Source organism: Micromonospora matsumotoense, assembly GCF_900091525.1.
Taxonomy (GTDB): Bacteria; Actinomycetota; Actinomycetes; order Mycobacteriales; family Micromonosporaceae; genus Micromonospora; species Micromonospora matsumotoensis.
Genome location: NZ_FMCU01000009.1, coordinates 125712 through 141101, shown reverse-complemented (window position 1 = coordinate 141101; position 15390 = coordinate 125712). Strand labels below are relative to the sequence as shown.

14 protein-coding genes are annotated in these 15390 nt (G+C 73.9%); 11 read left to right on the top strand and 3 right to left on the bottom strand.

What is annotated here, in order from left to right:
• Nucleotide 1: 1 nt before the first annotated feature.
• The 4 genes from GA0070216_RS19050 to GA0070216_RS19035 all read left to right on the top strand — a co-directional run bounded on the left by GA0070216_RS19050 (nucleotide 2) and on the right by GA0070216_RS19035 (nucleotide 4772).
• Nucleotides 2-688 (top strand): ABC transporter permease, encoded by a 687-nt coding sequence (locus GA0070216_RS19050; protein WP_091247644.1) that lies wholly within the window; start codon nucleotides 2-4, stop codon nucleotides 686-688.
• A 46-nt stretch (nucleotides 689-734) separates the two neighbouring features.
• On the top strand, nucleotides 735-1457 hold the full coding sequence (locus GA0070216_RS19045) for an ABC transporter permease (protein WP_091247642.1): 723 nt from the start codon (nucleotides 735-737) through the stop codon (nucleotides 1455-1457).
• Between the two features lie 152 nt (nucleotides 1458-1609).
• On the top strand, nucleotides 1610-2614 hold the full coding sequence (locus tag GA0070216_RS19040; protein ID WP_091247955.1) for a glycine betaine ABC transporter substrate-binding protein: 1005 nt from the start codon (nucleotides 1610-1612) through the stop codon (nucleotides 2612-2614).
• 220 nt (nucleotides 2615-2834) lie between these two features.
• Nucleotides 2835-4772, top strand: a complete 1938-nt coding sequence (locus GA0070216_RS19035) for a hypothetical protein (RefSeq protein ID WP_176739044.1) — start codon at nucleotides 2835-2837, stop codon at nucleotides 4770-4772.
• A 48-nt stretch (nucleotides 4773-4820) separates the two neighbouring features.
• Here the strand turns inward: GA0070216_RS19035 and GA0070216_RS19030 are convergent, their stop codons facing one another.
• Together GA0070216_RS19030 and GA0070216_RS19025 are read right to left on the bottom strand one after the other, a co-directional pair.
• Nucleotides 4821-5990 carry an NADH-quinone oxidoreductase subunit D gene (locus GA0070216_RS19030; protein WP_176739043.1) on the bottom strand — a complete coding sequence of 390 codons (1170 nt, stop codon included), beginning with the start codon at nucleotides 5988-5990 and terminating at the stop codon, nucleotides 4821-4823.
• Nucleotides 5987-7219, bottom strand: coding sequence for an SAM-dependent methyltransferase (locus tag GA0070216_RS19025; RefSeq protein WP_091247639.1), 1233 nt, complete (start codon nucleotides 7217-7219; stop codon nucleotides 5987-5989). The genes GA0070216_RS19030 and GA0070216_RS19025 overlap by 4 nt, the downstream gene beginning before the upstream one ends.
• A 299-nt stretch (nucleotides 7220-7518) precedes the next feature.
• On the opposite strand from GA0070216_RS19025, the gene GA0070216_RS19020 reads away from it, so the two are divergent.
• The 7 genes from GA0070216_RS19020 (at nucleotide 7519) to GA0070216_RS18990 (ending at nucleotide 14532) form a co-directional block, all read left to right on the top strand.
• Nucleotides 7519-8496 (top strand): Rossmann-like and DUF2520 domain-containing protein, encoded by a 978-nt coding sequence (locus GA0070216_RS19020; protein ID WP_091247636.1) that lies wholly within the window; start codon nucleotides 7519-7521, stop codon nucleotides 8494-8496.
• Between the two features lie 103 nt (nucleotides 8497-8599).
• On the top strand, nucleotides 8600-9445 hold the full coding sequence (gene panC / locus GA0070216_RS19015) for a pantoate--beta-alanine ligase (RefSeq protein ID WP_091247634.1): 846 nt from the start codon (nucleotides 8600-8602) through the stop codon (nucleotides 9443-9445).
• Nucleotides 9446-9473: 28 nt separating this feature from the next.
• Nucleotides 9474-9899 (top strand): aspartate 1-decarboxylase, encoded by a 426-nt coding sequence (panD, locus tag GA0070216_RS19010; protein WP_091247633.1) that lies wholly within the window; start codon nucleotides 9474-9476, stop codon nucleotides 9897-9899.
• A gap of 100 nt (nucleotides 9900-9999) precedes the next feature.
• Nucleotides 10000-10884, top strand: coding sequence for a septum formation family protein (locus GA0070216_RS19005; protein ID WP_091247631.1), 885 nt, complete (start codon nucleotides 10000-10002; stop codon nucleotides 10882-10884).
• A gap of 73 nt (nucleotides 10885-10957) precedes the next feature.
• Complete coding sequence (locus GA0070216_RS19000) at nucleotides 10958-12655, top strand: L-aspartate oxidase (protein WP_091247629.1); 1698 nt, start codon at nucleotides 10958-10960, stop codon at nucleotides 12653-12655.
• Between the two features lie 118 nt (nucleotides 12656-12773).
• The gene (nadC, locus tag GA0070216_RS18995; RefSeq protein ID WP_091247628.1) at nucleotides 12774-13670 is read left to right on the top strand and encodes a carboxylating nicotinate-nucleotide diphosphorylase; all 897 of its coding nucleotides are present in this window, start codon (nucleotides 12774-12776) and stop codon (nucleotides 13668-13670) included.
• 103 nt (nucleotides 13671-13773) lie between these two features.
• Nucleotides 13774-14532: a type III pantothenate kinase gene (locus tag GA0070216_RS18990; protein ID WP_091247626.1), complete on the top strand. Its 759-nt coding sequence runs from the start codon at nucleotides 13774-13776 to the stop codon at nucleotides 14530-14532.
• A 35-nt stretch (nucleotides 14533-14567) separates the two neighbouring features.
• On the opposite strand, the gene GA0070216_RS18985 is transcribed toward GA0070216_RS18990, so the two are convergent.
• Nucleotides 14568-15308: a class I SAM-dependent methyltransferase gene (locus GA0070216_RS18985; RefSeq protein ID WP_091247623.1), complete on the bottom strand. Its 741-nt coding sequence runs from the start codon at nucleotides 15306-15308 to the stop codon at nucleotides 14568-14570.
• Between the last annotated feature and the right edge of the window lie 82 nt (nucleotides 15309-15390).

The following is a 15390-nucleotide window of genomic DNA, read 5'->3' as shown; positions in this document are numbered from 1 at the left end:
TGTGTCCTTCCACCTGAGTTACCGGGCCGAGCCGGGTAATCCGTGGTTCTCCTGGCAGTACGTGCGGGACAACTCTGACACCATTCTCGCCGCGCTGCGCGAGCACGCCTCGCTGACCGGTCGGGCGGTGCTGCTCGCCGCGCTGGTCGCCCTGCCGCTGGCGGTGGTGGCCTACTGGTACCGACGTCTCACCGGCCCGATTCTCGCACTGACCGGGGTGCTGTACACGATCCCCTCCCTGGCCCTGTTCGCGTTCATCGCCCCGTACCTGGGTATCGGCGCGGTGACCGTGCTGACGGTGGTGGTGCTGTACGCGCTGCTGGTGATCGTCCGCAACGCGGTGGCCGGGCTGAACCAGGTGCCCCCGGAGGTCCGCGACGCCGCCGAGGGCATGGGGTACGGCAGGTGGGCCCGGCTGTTCCGGATCGACCTGCCGTTGGCCCTGCCCGGCATCCTCACCGGCGTACGCCTCGCCACCGTCTCCACGGTCGCGCTGGTCACCGTGGGCGTGGTGATCGGTCGCGGCGGGCTGGGTCAGCTGATCTTCGCCGGGTTCCAGAACAACTTCTACAAGGCCCAGATCATGACCGGTACGCTGCTCTGCGTCCTGCTGGCCCTGGTGCTGGACCTGATCCTGGCCGGCGTGGGTCGCCTGCTCACCCCCTGGCTGCGGAGCCGCCCCCGATGAGTGCGGCGCAGCGGAGCCCCGTAGTCGCGAACGAAGGGTTGATTCGGTGAATCCGGTGCAGCAGGCGGTGGTCTGGCTCAACGATCCGCTCAACTGGACCAACCCGGGTGGGGTGCTGGACCGGATCGGGGAGCACCTGAGCATGTCCGCCGCGGCGGTGCTGCTGGGCTGCCTGGTGGCCTGGCCGATCGGTCTCTGGCTGGGGCACTCGGGGCGCGGTGGCGGGGCGGTCGTGCTGATCTCCAACCTGACCCTGTCCATCCCGACCCTGGCGCTGTTGACCATCCTGCCGTTGACCTTCCTCGGCTTCGGCCGTCCGGCGGTGGTGGTCGCGCTGGCGGTCTTCGCGGTGCCGCCGCTGCTGGCCAACGCGTACACCGGGGTGCGGCAGGCCGACCCGGAGGCCCGGGACGCGGCGCGTGGGATGGGGCTGTCCGGGTGGCAGGTGCTGCGGCGGGTGGAGTTGCCGCTGGCGGTGCCGTACCTGGCCGCCGGGTTCCGGACGGCCGCCGTCCAGGTGGTGGCGACGGCGGCGCTCGCCTCGTTCGTCAACGGCGGGGGACTGGGCCAGATCATCCGGGCTGGCTTCGGGCTGGACATCGCGGCCGGCGGCGGGCAGATCATCGCCGGTGGGGTGCTGGTGGCCGGGCTGGCACTGGCGGCGGAGGGGGTGTTGGCGTTGGTCGAGCGGGTGGCGACCCCGCGTCCGCTGCGGCGTACCCGGCGGGCGGCCAACCGGCGGGCAGCGGACGCCACGGCGGGAAATTGATCTGCCGCATGACGATCAGGTGACGAAAATCCCTCAGAGTTTGTCGGTCGGTCCTGGAGGATATTGGCTGGAACTTGCGGGCGGCGATCGTCGCCCGTCGGACACGCGGCCGGCCCTGCACGGGCCGCGCCGGGACACGGGAGGCGGGCACGATGCGCGTACGGACACGGCTGGCGGTGGGCGCGGTGGGTGCCCTGACCATGGCGGGTCTGTTGACCGGGTGCGGAGACGCCGGCTCGTCCGGCACCGATGCTCCGGAGCAGGGCGCGAGCGGTGCGGGCTGCGCCCCGGTCGCCGGTGACCAGCTCGTCGTCCTCGACGACGACAAGTTGCTCCAGAACACCGACAACATCATTCCGGCGGTCAACGCCAAGGTGGCGAACCCGCAGCTCCTCGCCGCGCTGGACAAGGTCTCCGCCGCGCTGGACACGCCGAAGCTGATCGCCCTCAACAAGGCCGTCGACGTGGACCGCAAGACGCCGAAGGCGGCGGCCGAGGAGTTCGCCTCGGCCAACGGGCTGACCACCGGCATCGCCAAGGGTCCGGGTGGCCAGATCGTCGTCGGGGCGGGCAACTTCTCCGAGAGCCAGACCCTGGCCGAGCTGTACAACATCGCCCTGACCGCCGCGGGCTACCAGGTCAAGGTGCAGCAGATCGGCAACCGCGAGCTGTACGAGCCGAGCCTGGAGAAGGGCGAGATCCAGGTCGTCCCCGAGTACGCGGCGACCATGGCGGAGTTCCTCAACACCAAGGCCAACGGCAAGGACGCCACCCCCGTCTCCTCGCCGGAGTTGGACAAGACGGTCAGCGCGTTGAAGTCCGAGGGCGACAAGGCGGGCATCACCTTCGGCACGCCGTCCTCGGCACAGGACCAGAACGCCTTCGCGGTGACCAAGGCGTTCGCCGACAAGTACGCCTTGAAGACCCTCTCCGACCTGGCGGCGAAGTGCTCCGGCAAGGACACCGTGCTGGCCGGCCCGCCGGAGTGCCCGCAGCGGCCGAAGTGCCAGGCCGGTCTGGTCGAGGTCTACGACTTCAAGGCCGGTTCGTTCAGCTCGCTGGACGCCGGTGGCCCGCAGACCAAGAACGCGCTGAAGACCGGCACCGCCAGCGTCGGTCTGGTCTTCTCGTCCGACGGCGCGCTCGCCACCAGTTGAGCGTGAGCCCGGTCGCGGTCGGCTCCCCCCGACCGCGACCGGGCCCGTGCGCAGTTCCACCCACCGTTCTCCGCCGACGGAGCGCAATGATCGGCTCCCGGCCACGGGGCAGGGCAGTCCGCCCCGCGAGCTGGCCCGCTGCGCCGTACCGGCCGAGATCGGGGCATTCCTGCCCTGGGACCGTTCCCAGTCAGCACACATCTCGGTAGGCTGCACAGCCATGCCCTCCCCGGTCGTCTCCGAGAAGCGCAGCCCCCAGCTACTGACCGTCCTGTTCTGGATCGGGGTGGCGCTTGCGCCGATCGCCGCGCTGATTCTGCTGTTCGCCGACGGCAACGGTCCGCTGCGGTTCGCCGCGGTGCTGGCGATCACCGCCGTGGTGCTGATCGGCCTCTCCATCGCGCTGCGGGCCGACGGCGGCAGCGGGTCGTCCGACGCGGAGGTGCTCGACGAGTTGGAGCAGCTCCGGCGCGAGTTGCGCAGCGAGATCGTCGCCGCCGCCCAGCGGGGCAACCAGGCGCTGGACCAGTCCCAGCGGACCGAGGAACAGGTCACCGCGTTGCGTCGTCGGCTGGACGCGACGGCAGCCGAGCTGGCTGCGGCCGCCGTCGGCGCGCCCGTCGCCGAAGATCGGGCCGCTGGTGCGGGCCGGGCCCGGGTCCCGGCCGTCGAGCCGGCACCGGAGGCCCCGGTCGGCCGTCGGCGGGCCGCCGCCGAGGAGTCCACGCCGGACTGGGGGCCGGCGGACGACGCCGAGCCCAGCGGGGCGGGCCGGGGCCGGGCCGCCACCGACCGGGAGGCCGCCGCACCGCCCAGCCGCCGGTACGCCCCGGAGCGCCCGACCACCGGCCAGGCCGGCGTGTACGGCGCGTCCGGCCGGGAAGCACGCGACGGAATGCCCGCTGCCGAGTCGGCCGCCCGCCCGCTCGGGGTGGTGCGGCACACCGAGACCGTGCACGTGACCACCCGGCACACCGTCGTCGACGGCCCCGATCCGACCAACGGCTACGGCGGCGGGTACGCCGGTCGTTGGACGCCCGGCCCGGAGCAGTCGTCCTGGGCCGGTGGGGAGCCGGAGCGCCCCTGGTCGGGTCAGGCCGAGCCGCCCGGCCGGGACTGGTCCGCCCCGTCGGACGACCGGTCCCGGGGTGCCCGTCCGCCGTCGCGCGACGAGCGGTCCTGGCCGGCGGCGTCCGGCCCGTCCTGGGGTGCGCCGGCCGACGACCGTGAGTCGGCCCGCCCTGACCCGGCCCGCCCTGACTCCGACCGCCCCGAGTGGTCCCCGGCCGGCGGGGAGGCCGGCGTCTGGTCGTCCGGCGGCCGGGCCGGCTGGGCCGGTGCCCGCGCCGAGCCGCCCGCGCCCGAGGTGCACGCCGGTGACCGGTGGGCCGAGGCTCGTGCCGATCCGCCCGCCCGCGAGGTACGCGCGGGCGACCGGTGGGCCGAGGTGCGCGACGACGGGCGTGCCCGGGAGGTGCGGGTCGGGGAGCGTCGGGCGGCGGTGCACGCCGACGGTGCCGGTTACCACTACTCCGACCGGTGGGCCTCGGTCCGGCAGGAGGACGCGTACCGGGACGAGCCGGGGCGGACCGGTGAGCGGTGGGCCGAGGACCGATCGGCGCAGGACGATCGCCCGGCGTTGCCGGCGGGCGGTGTCCCGGTGCCGCAGCAGTGGCGGGAGCCGGCGCGCAGCCACCGACCGGCCGAGGAGCGGCCGGCCCGAGCCAGCCAGTCGGTGCAGTCCACGCCGGAATGGTCGGCCCGGACCGCACCGCCCGTGCAGCCCGCACCGGACTGGTCGGCGCCGGCTGCCCCGCCGGCCCGGGACCGGCCGGGACGGGCCGCCCAGCCGGGCGGGGAGTGGCCCGCCCGCACCGCCCCCCAGCCGGCACCGGACTGGTCCGCGCGCGCCGGGCAGTCGGCACCGGACCGGCCCGCATCGACCGGGCAGCCGGCACCGGACCGGCCCGCGCGCGGCGACGACCAGCGGTGGGGCGGGCAGCCGGCCGAGCAGTGGCGGGACCGGGAGCCGGTGGTGTCGTGGCGTACCCCCGAGCCCGAGCCCGAGCCGCGCGGCCACCAGCAGTGGGGTGGCGAGGAACGGTACGGCTACCCGCCGCAGGACGACGCCCCGCGCGCGGGCGGCCACTGGCGCTGACCGGCCGGCTGCCGGGTCAGGCCCGTGCAGTGCCGGGTCAGGCCCGGGTCACTTGTCGATGTCGCCGACCACGAAGAACATCGAGCCGAGGATGGCGATCAGGTCGGGCACCAGGCAGCCGGGCAGCAGCGTGGCCAGCGCCTGCACGTTGGCGTACGAGGCGGTGCGCAGCTTGAGCCGCCACGGCGTCTTCTCGCCCCGGGAGACCAGGTAGTACCCGTTGATCCCGAGTGGGTTCTCGGTCCAGGCGTAGGTGTGCCCCTCGGGGGCCTTGACCACCTTGGGCAGCCGGGTGTTCACCGGCCCGGTGAGCCGGTCGACCCGGTCCAGGCACTGTTCGGCGAGGTCGAGCGAGGCGTACACCTGGTCGAGCAGCACCTCGAAGCGGGCGTGGCAGTCCCCGGCGGTGCGGGTGACCACCGGCACGTCGAGCTGGTCGTACGCCAGGTAGGGGTCGTCGCGGCGGAGGTCCAGGTCGAGGCCGGAGGCGCGGGCGACCGGCCCGGACGCCCCGAACGCGGCGGCGTCGGCGGCCGAGAGCACCCCCACCCCGACGGTACGGGCCAGGAAGATCTCGTTGCGCCGGATCAGCCTGTCCAGGTCGGGCATCCGGTGGCGGACCTCGCCGATGGCGGCGCGGGCCCGTCCGGTCCAACCGGCGGGGACCTCCTCCTTGAGCCCGCCGACCCGGTTGAACATGTAGTGGATCCGGCCGCCGGAGACCTCCTCCATGACCGCCTGGATGGTCTCCCGTTCCCGGAACGCGTAGAAGACCGGCGTGATCGCACCGATCTCCAGCGGGTACGAGCCGAGGAACATCAGGTGGTTGAGCACCCGGTTCAGCTCGGCCAGCGCCATCCGCAGCCAGGTGGCCCGCTCGGGCACCTCCAGGCCCATCAGTCGCTCCACGGCGAGCGCCACGCCCAGCTCGTTGGAGAACGCCGACAGCCAGTCGTGCCGGTTGGCCAGCACGATGATCTGCCGGTAGTCGCGGACCTCGAACAGCTTCTCCGCGCCCCGGTGCATGTACCCGACGATCGGTTCGGCGGCGACCACCCGTTCCCCGTCGAGCACCAGCTTGAGCCGCAGCACGCCGTGCGTCGACGGGTGCTGCGGGCCGATGTTGAGCACCATGTCGGTGCCGAGCTGCTCCCCGCCGGCCCCGGTGCCGACGGTCAGCTCGCGCAGTTCACCGGTGTCCGTGGTCATGCCGGTCATCGTGCCATGAGCGCATCGACGGCGACGCCGACCGGCTGGAGCAGCCAGTAATGCCCGCCGAGCCCGGCCGGGTCGGTCAGCTCCGCCGCCGCCGACGCCGTGGCGAGGGCCCGCACGTACCCGGCGGGGTCGGTGCCGGCCAGGCTCAGCGGCGGTCGCCCACCGTCGACCCCGAGCGCCCGCAGCGCCTCCCGCTGCGACACCAGCGTGTACGCAGACTCGGCGACCTGCGCACCGGCGGCGGCGACGGAGTCCATGGCGACGTGTGCGGTGATGTCGCACGACCCGTCCGGCACCGGCGGCACCTGGCGTCCACCCCGGTACCCGGTCAACGTCCCGCCCACCGGTCGCCCCTCCCGCACGTGCCCGTAGTCCACCGCGACTGCCACCCCCCGCCCCACCCGCCCCACGGCCCGCCCCCACGCCTCATCCCGGCTCCGCCCGATCTCCACCCGGTCGATCAAGAGGTTTGCGTCAGGTTCCGGGCCTGTTTCTGACGCAAACCTCTTGATCACCGGACTCGACCCGGGGGGTGGGGGGTGGGGGGTGGGTGGGGTGGGGGGTGGGGTGGGGTGCCAGTGGGTCAGCCAGGTGGTGTCGGGGGTGGTGAGTGGGGGGCCGGGGGACTCGGTGCCGGTGCGGGGGTCGACCAGGCGGTAGTGGTGGCCGGTTTCGGTGCGGCCGGCGATGTCCAGGGGGATGTTGTCGAGCCATTCGGTGGCGATCAGGAGGCCGGTCAGGGCCGGTCGTATCTCGGCGGTCCAGTCGATGTCGGAGGGGAGATCCGGTGGGCGGGGGGCCAGTTCCACGGCGGTGAGGCGCAGGCGGTGGGCCAGCGGTGACGGCTCCGGGCGGGTGCCCGTCGGGGAGGTCGTGTGGGGGACGGCTGTGCGGGGGAAGGTCGTGTGGGGGGAGGTGGTGCGGGGGGTCGCTGTGTGGGGGGTGGCCGTGGCCGGGGTGGTGGCCGGCGGTGCGGCGTGGCGGGCCAGGGTGGCCAGGGTGCGGAGCAGTTCGCCCCGGCCGGCACCGACGTCCACCACGTCGAACGGGGTGGGGAAGCCGAGGGCGGCGTCCAGGCGCGACACGAGCCGGAACACCGCCGCCGCGAACGCGGGGGAGGCGTGCACGCTGGTCCGGAAGTGGTCGGCCGGCCCGGTGCCGGAAACGAAGAAGCCGTGCGGCCCGTAGAGGGCGGCGTCCATGGCGTCCCGCCACCGTGTCGGGTGCATCCCGGGTTCAACGTCCGTCACCGTGCCGACCCTACGGTCTGCGGGCAGGAGTCGGGCGAAGCCGTACACGGTCACCTGCCACACCGGGCCGCAGTGCCCGCCGGGCCGTGGTGCTCACCGGGCCGTGGTGCGTCTGCGCCACCGGCTGCCGTGCGTGGTGCGCCACCGGCTGCCGTGCGTCACCGGGCAGCCTGCGCCTGCGGTCGGTGAAGGTTTTCACACATCCTTGTTCGGGTTCCCTGCCCCCGGCGCATACTTGCGATCGACCGGTACCCCCTTTCGAGGACTGGATCGTTGCCATGAGCGCACCGCTGCGCCCGCGTCCGACCGCCCTGCCCAGGGCCGCCGGAGCGCAGGGTCCCGCCGTATCCGGCGTCCCGTTCGTCCTGCCCGCCAGCCTCACCGTCGGTGTCGTCGGCGCCGGCCGGGTGGGTGCCGTGCTCGGGGCGGCGCTGGTCGCCGCCGGGCACCGGGTGGTGGCCGCCTCCGGCGTCTCCGGGGCGACCCGGGCCCGGATCGCGCTGCTGTTGCCGGAGGCCGTGAACCGGTCCGCCACCTCGGTCGCCCGGGACGCCGCCGACCTGCTGCTGATCTCCGTGCCGGACGACACGCTGGCGGGAGTGGTCGCCGGGCTGGCCGACACCGGGGCGTTGCACCCCGGCCAGGTGGTCGCGCACACCTCCGGCGCGCACGGCCTGGCCGTGCTGGCCCCGGCCGCCGCCGTGGGTGCCCGGCCGCTGGCCCTGCACCCCGCGATGACCTTCACCGGTACGCCGGACGACCTGTCCCGGCTGGCCGGCATCTCCTACGGGGTGACCGCCCCGGTGGAGTTGCGGGCGGCGGCGGCCCGGCTCGTCGCCGACCTGGGCGGGGTGCCGGAGTGGGTGGGGGAGACCGACCGTGTCCTCTATCACGCGGCGCTGGCACACGGCGCGAACCACCTGGTGACCCTGGTCAACGAGGCGGCCGACCGGCTGCGCGACGCCGGGGTGGCGCAACCGGAGAAGGTGCTGGCCCCGCTGCTGCGGGCGGCGTTGGAGAACGCTTTGCGGCTCGGCGACGACGCGCTCACCGGTCCGGTGTCGCGCGGCGACGCGGGCACCGTACGACGGCATCTGGCCCGGCTGGCGGAGACCGCGCCGGAATCAGTGCCCCCCTACCTGGCGTTGGCCCGACGGAGCGCGGATCGGGCGATCGCGGCGGGCCGGCTGCGCCCGGTGGACGCCGAGTCGCTGCTCGACGTGCTGGCGGGCATCCACCGCGAGGTAGCGGCGTGAGCCGGGTTTGCGCGCCCCGCGGTCACGAGCGAAAGGCGGGTCGGCGAGTGCGAGGAGTGAGCCGGGTTTGCGAGTCCCGCAGTCACGAGCGAAAGGCGATCCAGTGACGGACCTGGTGCACACCCGGGCGGAGCTGGCGAAGGCCCGGGCGGGTCTGGCCGGCACGGTCGGTGTGGTGATGACGATGGGCGCGCTGCACGCGGGGCACGAGACGCTGATCCGGGCGGCCCGGGAGCGGGTCGACCACGTGCTGGTGACGATCTTCGTGAACCCGTTGCAGTTCGGTCCGCACGAGGACTTCGACAGGTATCCGCGCACTCTCGACACCGACCTGGAGGTGTGCCGGCGGGCCGGCGCGGACCTGGTGTTCGCCCCGGCCGTGGCGGACATGTACCCGGACGGGCAGCCCACGGTCCGGGTCAACCCGGGGGACCTCGGCGAGGAGTTGGAGGGGCAGAGCCGGCCCGGTTTCTTCCACGGCGTGCTGACCGTGGTGTTGAAGCTGCTCCAGCTCACCCGGCCCGATGTCACCTTCTTCGGGGAGAAGGACTACCAGCAGCTCACCCTGGTCCGCCGGATGGCCCGGGACCTGGACGTGCCGGTCGAGGTGGTCGGGGTGCCGACCGTACGGGAGCCGGACGGCCTGGCCCGGTCCAGCCGCAACCGTTACCTGTCGGCGGACGAGCGACAGGTCGCGTTGAGCCTGTCCGCCGCACTGCGGGCCGGTGCCGACGCCGCCGGGCGGGGAGCCGATGCCGGTGACGTGCTGGCCGCCGCGCACCGGGTGCTCGGCGAGGTGCCGGGGGTGCGACTGGACTACCTGGTGCTCACCGATCCGGAGCTGGAGCCGGGGCCGGTCGTCGGGCCGGCCCGGCTGTTGATCGCGGCCTGGGTGGGCGACACCCGGCTGATCGACAACCTGGCCATCCAACTCGCTCCCCGCACCTGACCCCGTACCTCACTGGAAAGGCACCACGATGCTCCGCACCATGCTCAAGTCGAAGATCCACCGGGCCACGGTGACCCAGGCCGACCTGCACTACGTCGGCTCGGTGACGGTGGACCAGGATCTGCTCGACGCCGCCGATCTGCTCCCGGGCGAGCAGGTGGCGATCGTGGACGTGACCAACGGGGCCCGGCTGGAGACGTACGTGATCCCGGGGGAGCGGGGCAGCGGGGTGATCGGCATCAACGGCGCGGCGGCGCACCTGGTGCACCCGAACGATCTGGTGATCCTGATCTCGTACGGTCAGATGGACGACGCGCAGGCCCGGACGTACCGCCCCCGGGTGGTCCACGTCGACGCCGACAACAGGGTGATTGAGCTGGGCGGCGATCCGGCTGCGGCGGCACCCGGGACGGCCGGTGACCCGGTGCCGAGCCCGCTCGCCGTCGTCGGCTGACCGGAATTCCGGTCTGTTACCGGAAGGTCATTTTTGGTTACCCTGGTCTGACCGTCGGATTGACGGTCGTCGGCTGGGGGAGGCCGCGTTGCGTCGTCCGATGAGGGTCATGATCGCCGCGTTGGCGGTGGGGGCGGTCCTGGCGGGTTGCGGCGCGCCGGGCGGCCTCGACGGGGATCTCACCGACGACTGGGTGGCCCTGCCGGCGGCCGGCCCGTTCACCCCCGAGGCGGGGGTGTGCCAGGTCGCCGACTTCACCGACACGGTCGCCCTGGCGGCGTACGCGCCGGTGGACTGTGCGCTGCCGCACCGGGTGGAGACGGTGCACGTGGGCACGATGCCGGGTGAGCGGGCCACCGCCCCGCCTACCGGTTCCCCGGAGCTGCGGGGTGCGTTCGCCGAGTGCGACACCCGGGCCGCCGGTTACCTGGGCGACGACTGGCGGGCGGGCCGGCTGCGGTTGGCGGTGGCGCTGCCGACCGGGCCCGGCTGGGCGGCCGGGGCCCGCTGGTTCCGGTGCGATCTCAGCGAGCTGACCACGGTCGAGGCGGCGGCCACCGTGGTCACCCGTACGGGCAGCCTCCGGGACGCGTTGAAGGGCCCGTCCCCGCTGCGGTTGGGCTGCCAGCGGGCGAAGAGCGGTCGGGGCGCCGGGGTGCAGGTGCTGGTGCCGGTGGAGTGCTCGGCCGTGCACGAGGCGGAGTTCGTGGGCGCCTGGAAGGCCCCCGACCGGCCCTATCCGGCCAAGGACGTCGACTGGCTGCCGCTGTACGCCGGCTGCCGCACCCTGCTGGGCCGCTACGTGGGCGTGCCGGACGATGCCGACCTGCGGTTCCGCAGCGGCGTGGTGGTGCGTCCCCCGGGTCCGGGCCGGTGGCGGGTCGGGGACCGGGGGGTCCGCTGCTACCTGTGGTTGAGCGACCGGACGGTGACCGCCTCGCTGAAGGGGGGCGGCCCGGCCGCCCTGCCGGTCCGGACGAAGTAGCGGACGGGGTAGCCGAAACCACTCGTCCCGCCCCCGCCGCCCCTCGCGAGGATCGTTCAGGTTGACTGTGGGTATGGAACTTCCGCCGACCGTCGAACTGCCGGCTCTGCCCAGACTGTTGGCTGCTCCCGCGCCCGGTTGGGTGGAGACCACCGACGTGATCGTGGTCGGCTCCGGGGTGGCCGGGTTGACCGCCGCGCTGCACCTGCGCGAGGCGGGCCTGCACGTCACCGTGGTCACCAAGGTCAACATCGATGACGGTTCGACCCGCTGGGCGCAGGGCGGCATCGCCGCCGTACTCGATCCGGCCGACTCGCCCGCCGCGCACGCCCGGGACACCGAGATCGCCGGGGTCGGACTCTGCGACCCGGCGGCCGTCCGGCTGCTGGTGGAGGAGGGCCCGCTGCGGCTGCGGGAGCTGATGCGCATCGGCGCGGAGTTCGACCGCAACCCCGACGGCTCGTTGATGCTCACCCGGGAGGGCGGGCACCGGGCCGACCGGATCGTGCACGCCGGTGGCGACGCCACCGGGGCGGAGGTGCAGCGGGCCCTGCACGCGGCGGTCCGCCGGGACCCGTGGATCCGGCTGGTCGAGCACGCCCTGGTCCTGGACCTGCTGCGCGCCCCCGGAGACGGCCCGGATTCCCCCGGCCCGGCCTGCGGCATCACCCTGCACGTGCTGGGCGAGGGCAGCGAGGACGGTGTCGGCGCGCTGCTGGCCCGCGCGGTGGTGCTCGCCACCGGCGGGATGGGCCAGGTCTTCTCGGCTACCACCAACCCGGCGGTCTCCACCGGTGACGGCGTGGCGTTGGCGATGCGGGCCGGCGCGGCGGTCACCGACATCGAGTTCGTGCAGTTCCACCCGACCGCGCTGATCGTGCCGGAGCAGGCCCGGGTGCCCGGTGCCGGCCTGGCCCAGCAGCCGCTGGTCTCGGAGGCGCTGCGCGGCGAGGGCGCGCACCTGGTCGACGCCGACGGCAAGCGGTTCATGCTCGGCCAGCACGAGTTGGCCGAGCTGGCCCCCCGGGACGTGGTGGCCAAGGGCATCCACCGGGTGCTGCTGGCCTCCGGGGCCGACCACGTCTACCTCGACGCCCGGCACCTCGGCGGTAACTTCCTCGCCGGGCGGTTCCCGACCATCGTCGCGTCCTGCCTGGCTATCGGGGTGGACCCGGCGACCGACCTGATCCCGGTCGCCCCGGCCGCCCACTACGCGTCCGGCGGCGTCCGCACCGACCTGCGCGGCCGGACCTCCATCCCCGGCCTGTACGCCTGCGGCGAGGTCGCCTGCACGGGCGTGCACGGCGCGAACCGGCTGGCCAGCAACTCGCTGCTGGAGGGGCTGGTCTTCTCCCGTCGGATCGCCGAGGACGTCGCCGCCGGGTTGCCCGCGCAGGCGCAACCGGCGCAGACCGGCGCCTGGGTGGGTGGCGGGGGTGGGGTGCTGCCCGCCGAGGGGGTGCCCACGTTGCAACGGGCGATGACCCGGGGCGCGGGGGTGCTGCGGTCGGCGGCGACCCTGGCCGCGACCGCCGCCACCCTGACCGAGCTGGGGCAGGGCCAGGGTCGGCCGGGCACCGCCGGCTGGGAGGCGACGAACCTGGTCACCGTGGCGTCCACCCTGGTCGCCGCCGCGTACGCCCGCCAGGAGACCCGGGGCTGTCACTGGCGGGAGGACTTCCCGGTGGCCGACGAGCGGTGGCGCGGCCACCTCGTCGCGGCCGTCGGTGCCCGGGGCGAGCTGACCGAACGCTGGGAGGGTCTGTCCTGACCACCCGGAGCGGCGGGCGCGGGGCGCGAGCCCCGCAGTGGCGCGAACGACGGGGCACCGGGAGTCCGAGGAGCGGGCCGGGGTTGCGAGCCCCGCAGTGGCGATCGAAGGAGGAGCAGTGCGGGAATCCACGCGACAGGCGCTGACGGCCGGTGGGCTGGACCCGGAGCGGGCCCGGCGGGTGATCGTCGACGCGCTCACCGAGGACCTGGGGGCGGACTTCCTCGACGTCACCAGCGTCGCCACCATCGCGGCCGGGCAGACCGACACCGCCGACCTGGTGGCCCGGGCCGACGGGGTGGTGGCCGGGTTGGCCGTGGCCGCGGCAGTATTCGAGCTGGTCGGTGAGGTGACGGCTGCGGAGCGTACCGTCGAAGTGGTGGTGGTGGCCCACGACGGCGCGCGGGTGGCCCCCGGTGAGGTGCTGGCCACGGTGACCGGCCCGACCCGGTTGCTGCTCACCGCCGAGCGCACCGCGCTGAACCTGCTCTCCCGGATGTCCGGGGTGGCCACCCACACCCGGGCCTGGGCGGACGCCCTGGCCGGCACCAAGGCGACGGTGCTGGACACCCGCAAGACCACCCCGGGCCTGCGGATGCTGGAGAAGTACGCGGTCCGGGCCGGCGGCGGCACCAACAAGCGGATGGGCCTGTACGACGTCGCCATGATCAAGGACAACCACAAGCTGGCCGCCGGGGGCATCGGGGCGGCCTTCCGGCGGGTCCGGCAGACCTTCCCGGAGGTGCCGGTGCAGGTCGAGGTGGACACCCCGGCCGAGGCGGTGGAGGCGGTGGAGGCCGGTGCGGACTTCCTGCTGCTGGACAACATGTCCCCGGCGACCCTGCGCGAGGTGGTCGCGGCGGTCGGCGACCGGGCCGAGCTGGAGGCGACCGGTGGGCTGACCCTGGAGGTGGCCGCCGAGTACGGGGCGACCGGGGTGGACTACCTCTCGGTGGGCGCGCTGACGCACTCCTCGCCGATCCTGGACATCGCCCTGGACCTGCGCGAGCGGTGACCCCGACGGCCGCCTGGCCGGTCGGCCGCCCCCGGTCGGCGTCGGTGCCGGGCCCGGCCCACTCCTCGCGCCCGGCGGCCCGGCCGGCGTCTAGGCTGCGTGCGTGCTGCTCTGCATCGACATCGGAAACACCAACACCGTGCTGGCGACCTTCGACGGCGACAAGCTGGTGCACTCGTGGCGGATCAAGACCGACGCCCGCTCGACGGCGGACGAGCTGGGTCTGATGTTCCGGGGGCTGCTGGCCGGTGACGCGGTGGAGATCACCGGGGTGGCCGCCTGTTCGACGGTGCCGGCGGCGCTGCGCTCGCTGCGGACCATGCTGGCCCGCTACTACGCCGACCTGCCGAGCGTGGTCGTCGAGCCGGGGGTCCGCACCGGTGTGCAGTTGGCTATCGACAACCCGAAGGAGGTCGGCGCGGACCGGGTGGTCAACACGCTGGCCGCGTACACCCTCTATGGCGGTCCGTCGATCGTGGTGGACTTCGGCACGACCACCAACTTCGACGTGATCAGCGGCCGGGGGGAGTTCCTCGGCGGGGCGTTCGCCCCAGGCATCGAGATCTCCTTCGACGCGCTGGCGGCCCGCGCCGCCCAACTGCGCAAGGTGGAGGCCAACAAGCCCCGCTCGGTGATCGGCAAGAACACCGTGGAGTGCCTCCAGTCCGGCCTCTACTTCGGCTTCGCCGGGCAGGTCGACCGGATCGTCGAGCGGATGACCGAGGAACTGGGCCAGGTCAGGGCGGTGATCGCCACGGGCGGGCTGGCCTCGGTGGTGATCGGCGAGTGCCGGACCATCACCCACCACGAGCCGATGATCACCCTGATCGGCCTGCGCATGGTCTACGAACGCAACAACTGATCAGGGCGGCCGCCCGCCGGTGCCGGCCCGGCGGTTCAGCGCCGTCGGGCCCGGAAGACCAGGGTCTGGTACGGCAGCTCGACGGTCTCCCGGCCGGCCAGGTCGGGGTGGGTGGCGAACAGCTCGCGCAGTTCCGCGTCCACCCGCTGCCGCTGCGCGGGAGCGGCGATCAACCAGTGCGAGCGGGTACGCATCAACCCGACCACCTCGTCCCCGGTGACGGTCGTCCGGTGGGTGAACCGGCCCAGTTCGACCGGGCCGAAGGCCGCACCGAAGGTGGTCACCTTCTCGGTCAGGTCGCTGGCGCTTTCTCCCATCTGGGCGATGCGCCCCAGCTCGGCCACCCAGCCGACCGTTTCGTCCCGGATGCTCCAGATCGGGGCGAAGATGCCGTCCGGCCGGAGCACCCGGGCGATCTCGACGTGCGCGCGTTCCCGGTCGAACCAGTGGTACGCCTGCCCGACCAGCACCGCGTCGGTGGCCGCGTCGGGCAGCGGAACCGCTTCGGCGGAGCCGGCCAGCGCGGTGATCCCGGGCACGGTCCCGTCGAGTTGGGCCCGCATCGCCGGGTCGGGTTCCACCGGGGTCACCCGGTGGCCGAGGGCCCGCAGGTCACGGGTGAGGATGCCGGTGCCGGCACCCAGGTCGACCACGTGCGCGTCGTCGCCCGCGTCGGCCAGTGCCCAGCGCAGCGCCTCGGCCGGATAGCCGGGTCGAAACCGGTCGTATTCGGCGGCGACCGTACCGAAGGAGCGTGCTCGGGTGTCCTCGACCATGGCGGGCAGGTTATCCCGTAACGGCCGGCTGGGGGCTTGAGTACGCTCATGGGCTGACCCCGTCGAAACTCCCTTAGCCGAG

Bases quoted from the DNA above. Each gene is read 5' to 3' on its own strand.
- GA0070216_RS19035 (WP_176739044.1), top strand. From the start codon at position 2,835: ATGCCCTCCCCGGTCGTCTCCGAGAAGCGCAGCCCCCAGCTACTGACC.
- GA0070216_RS19000 (WP_091247629.1), top strand. From the start codon at position 10,958: ATGGAACTTCCGCCGACCGTCGAACTGCCGGCTCTGCCCAGACTGTTG.
- GA0070216_RS19030 (WP_176739043.1), bottom strand. From the start codon at position 5,990: ATGACCGGCATGACCACGGACACCGGTGAACTGCGCGAGCTGACCGTC.
- GA0070216_RS19020 (WP_091247636.1), top strand. From the start codon at position 7,519: ATGAGCGCACCGCTGCGCCCGCGTCCGACCGCCCTGCCCAGGGCCGCC.
- panD (WP_091247633.1), top strand. From the start codon at position 9,474: ATGCTCCGCACCATGCTCAAGTCGAAGATCCACCGGGCCACGGTGACC.
- GA0070216_RS19025 (WP_091247639.1), bottom strand. From the start codon at position 7,219: ATGCACCCGACACGGTGGCGGGACGCCATGGACGCCGCCCTCTACGGG.
- GA0070216_RS19005 (WP_091247631.1), top strand. From the start codon at position 10,000: ATGAGGGTCATGATCGCCGCGTTGGCGGTGGGGGCGGTCCTGGCGGGT.
- GA0070216_RS19040 (WP_091247955.1), top strand. From the start codon at position 1,610: ATGCGCGTACGGACACGGCTGGCGGTGGGCGCGGTGGGTGCCCTGACC.
- GA0070216_RS18985 (WP_091247623.1), bottom strand. From the start codon at position 15,308: ATGGTCGAGGACACCCGAGCACGCTCCTTCGGTACGGTCGCCGCCGAA.